Genomic DNA, 4037 nt, shown 5'->3' on the forward strand with positions numbered 1-4037 from the left:
GTCCCGATCCCTCCCCCGGGCCCGGGACGCCACGGACGCCGTCCAAAAGATCCAGACTTCGAGCACGCGTTCCTTCAGCACGACGGCCCCTTCCCTCCCACCAGATACCGCGCCCTTTGTGGTCAGAGGCAACGTACGCCACAAGGCGTGCATCGGCAGCAACTCTGCGCGACGTATGCGATAACCGGGATGCCCGGTCCGCAAGTTGGCGGGTTCTCTTCCCCCTCGGTGAGATCACCATGCACGAAGCCCCCTCCCGCGAACCGTGAACTCGGATCCGACTGTCCCACATCGCATTGCACCCGCGAAGGGGTTTCGCACAGTTGATGAAGCCGTCCCTGAACGCCGCGTCGTCATCGTCATCGCCATCGCCATCGTCACCGCCCCAGAATCGAGCCGAAGTCCGAACCCGACCCGAGAAACATGCCCGCCGCGATGAGGATCATCGTCGCGGGGAGCATGAAGACCAGGGTCACCATCGTCGCCTTGGGGATCGTTTTCGCCGCCCGCCGACGGGAGTTCTGCGCGTCCGTCCGCCGCATGTCCGTGGCGATCTGGATCAGCGTGTCCGCGATGGGGGACCCCAGCTCCTCACCCTGCTGCAGCGCGGAGACGAACTGGGCCACCTGCTCGGACGCGTTGCGGCGACGCAGTTCGTCGAAGGCCTGGCGGCGACTCACGCCCATGTCCATCTGGCGCAGGGTGATCCGCAGTTCGTCCGCCCACGGACCCTCGTACCGCTCCGCCACCCGGTCGAGCGCCTGGCGGAAGCCGAGGCCCGCCGAGACCACCACCGCGAGCACGTCCAGGAAGTCCGGCAGGGTGCGGTCGATGACCTCACGGCGCTCCCGGATGGCCTGCCAGATCAGCGCGTCCGCCGCCGTCGCCCCGAAAGCGAAGGTCAGCAGGGCGAGGAGCGGGGAGCCGTTCGTGAGGAAGACCAGGCCGAGCACCACGCCGAAGACGCCGTAGACCGCGCGCCGGGCCGCGTAGCGGTCGATCGTGAGGCCCCCGGGGTTGCCCGCCATGTCGATCCTGCGGCGCTTGGCGTCGACCCGCCTCGGCCCCATCAGGCGCAGCACGAGGGGCGCGAAGCGCATCCCGAGCCGGTCCACCGCCGAGCCCGCCGCCGAGACGCGGGTCGCGCCGACCTCCAGGGCCACGGCCAGATCCGAGGGCAGCTTCGCGTCCGCGCGGTACATGCGCACGCCCTGGCAGACACCGGCCACGGCGAGGCCCATCGCCACCGCTAGCAGCAAGCCCAGCAACGTAACTCCCCTCCCACGACCCCAACGACCCCAGTAGCCCGCATTCCTTCTAGACCTCGATCTTTCCGAGGCGTCTGATCACGAAGAACCCGATCCCGTAGAGCCCGAGCGAGATCAGGATCAGCGTCTGGCCCATCGGGGAGCCGGTCACCCGCTCCAGCGCGCCCTCGTTCGAGGAGTTGATCAGGAGCAGGGAGCCGAGGCCGAGCAGCGGGACCGTGAACGCCGTCGCGTGGACCTCCGAGAGCATCGTGCGGACCTCGCGCCGCGTCTCCTTGCGGTCCTCCAGGGTCTGGGTGAGGTTCCGCAGGGAGTTGACCACCGTGCCGCCCGCCTTGTTGGAGAGGACCAGGGTGGTGACGAGGACTATCAGTTCGCGGGACGGCAGGCGGGCGGCCAGCTCGCCCAGCGTGTCGTCGATGGAGCGGCCGAGCGTCAACTGGTCGGCGACGTGGGACAGTTCCTCGCCCGCGGGAGCCTCCAGTTCCTCCGCCGCCATCGCAAGCGAGGTCCGCAGGGCGAGGCCCGCCGCCGTCGCGTTGGCCAGGATGCGCGCCACGTCGGGGAGTTGGTTGATGAACGCCTCGATGCGTTTCTGGCGCTGCCAGTTGAGGAAGGCGACCGCGCTCCACACCGCGACGACGCCCGCGATCGGGCCGAAGAAGGGCGCGAGCGTCGCCGCCGCGATCAGCCAGAGCGCGGCGACGACGGCGACCACGTACGTGAAGAACTCCCCCGCGGTGAGGTCGAGCCCCGTCGAGGAGAGCCGCAGCTGGATCGACCTGCCCAGGCGTGTGCGGCGCAGACGGCGGTCGACGGCCGCGAAACGGCGTGCGCGGCCGGGCGGGCCGCCGTCCCCGCTGCCCGGGCCGAGCGCCAAACGGTCGACGAGCGCCTGGCGCTGGGCGCGCCCGGACGCGTACGTATGAACGCCCGCGACGGCCAGCGTGCCGGTGAGGACCGTGGCGCCCAGGGCGAGCAGCGCGGGGTTGTTCATCGTCCGGTGCCTTCCGCCGGGGACGCGTGCGGCGTCATCCGATCGCCTCCCTCGTGTCCAGTACGTCGATGGCCTCCGCCACCCCGTACGCGGGCGGCACCGGCTCCCCCGCCCCGTACAGCTTGTCGGCGATCTCGCGCGGCAGCGGCAGGTGTTCGAAGTGGCCGTGCACGACGCGGTCGGGGCCGATCGGGCGCGGCACGAAGCGGGTGACGGGCGCGATGCGGAAGTGCTGGCGGCCGTGCGAGACGAGCAGCACGATCTCGGCGATCTTGCGGGAGCCGTCGCTGTGCCTGGCGAGCTGGACGACCACGTCGACGGCCGAGTTGATCTGGTCCTTCAGCGCTTCGAAGGGGATCTGGACCTCCGACATGGAGCCGAGGGTTTGCAGGCGCATGAGGGCGTCCTCGGCGGTGTTGGCGTGGACGGTGGCGAGCGAGCCGTCGTGGCCCGTCGACATCGCCTGGAGCATGTCGAGGGTCTCGCCGCCGCGGACCTCGCCGACGATGATGCGGTCGGGGCGCATGCGCAGGCTGTTGCGGACGAGGTCGCGGATGGTGATCTGGCCCTTGCCCTCGACGTTGGCCGGGCGCGATTCGAGCCGGATGACGTGGTCCTGCTGGAGTTGCAGCTCCGCCGAGTCCTCGATGGTGATGATGCGCTCGTGGGCCGGGATCAGGCCGGAGAGCGCGTTGAGGAGGGTCGTCTTGCCGCTGCCCGTGCCGCCGCTGACGATGACGTTGAGGCGGGCGCGCACGAAGGCCGCGAGGAGCATCAGCATGTGCTCGTCGAGCGAGCCGAGGCCGATCAGCTCGGGGAGCGTGTACGCGCGCGGGAAGCGGCGGATGGTGAGGGTGGCGCCGGTCAGGGCGAGCGGCGGGATGATGACGTTGACGCGCTCGCCGGTGGGCAGGCGGGCGTCGACCATGGGGTTGGACTCGTCGACGCGGCGGTTGACCGTGGAGACGATGCGTTCGATGGTCTGCATCAGCTGGTCGTTGGAGGCGAAGCGGAGGGGCAGCTGTTCGACGCGGCCGGCGCGTTCCACGAAGACGGAGTCGGGGCCGTTGACCATGATCTCCGTGATGGAGGCATCGGCGAGGAGCGGTTCGAGGACGCCGAGGCCGAGGGCCTCGTCCACGACGCGGCGGATCAGCTGGGCGCGCTCGGAGGTGGAGAGCACGGGGCCCTCGCGGCTGATGATGTGGCCGAGGACGCGCTCCAGGCGGACGCGGCGGTCCGCGGCGGCGAGCGAGGACATCTCGGCGAGGTCGATCTCCTCCAGGAGCTTGGCGCGGTAGACGGCGACGAGACCGTCGTCGCGGCTCGGCTCGGTCTGGTGGGTGGGGGCGACGCGGTCGCGCAGGCTCATGGCGTCCTTCGACCTCCTTCAGGGGTACGGGGCTCAGTACTCGCCGTCGTCGTCATTGGGCATCGTGGCCTTCTTGGTGACGCTCCAGCCCGCGTCCACGAAGGGCAGCAGCGTCGGCACCTGGACCTCGACGGTGGCGGTCGTCGTGTCGCCGCCCGTGCCGACCCCGATGGAGGAGCTGAGCCCGCCGTCCATGGCCGCCGCGCCCGCCGCCTGCCCCGAGTCGCCCTGGGATGCCGCGCGGGCCGCCGCGCGGGCGCCCGAGCCCGCCTGGTTGGCGGCGTAACCGACAAGGCCGAGCTGGATGGCGGCGAGGCCGACGAGGAGCAGGACCGGCAGGAACCCGGCGAACTCCAGCATCGAGACCCCGCGATCGCCCCAGTGCCGACGGCCCCGGCAC

General features: G+C 70.8%; 4 protein-coding genes. All 4 read right to left on the reverse strand.

Annotated elements, in window-relative coordinates; genetic code table 11:
- Positions 1-377: 377 nt before the first annotated feature.
- On the reverse strand, positions 378-1268 hold the full coding sequence (locus GKQ77_RS28980; protein ID WP_219691998.1) for a DUF5936 domain-containing protein: 891 nt from the start codon (positions 1266-1268) through the stop codon (positions 378-380).
- A 49-nt stretch (positions 1269-1317) separates the two neighbouring features.
- The gene (locus tag GKQ77_RS28985) at positions 1318-2265 is read right to left on the reverse strand and encodes a type II secretion system F family protein (RefSeq protein WP_219692000.1); all 948 of its coding nucleotides are present in this window, start codon (positions 2263-2265) and stop codon (positions 1318-1320) included.
- Between the two features lie 34 nt (positions 2266-2299).
- Entirely contained in the window at positions 2300-3637 is a 1338-nt protein-coding gene (locus tag GKQ77_RS28990; RefSeq protein WP_219692002.1) for a TadA family conjugal transfer-associated ATPase, read from the reverse strand.
- Between the two features lie 33 nt (positions 3638-3670).
- Positions 3671-4037 (reverse strand): TadE family protein (locus tag GKQ77_RS28995; RefSeq protein WP_372460013.1); only part of this gene is annotated, 367 nt, incomplete at its 5' end.

The organism is Streptomyces anatolicus (assembly GCF_019400875.1).
Taxonomy (GTDB): Bacteria; Actinomycetota; Actinomycetes; order Streptomycetales; family Streptomycetaceae; genus Streptomyces; species Streptomyces anatolicus.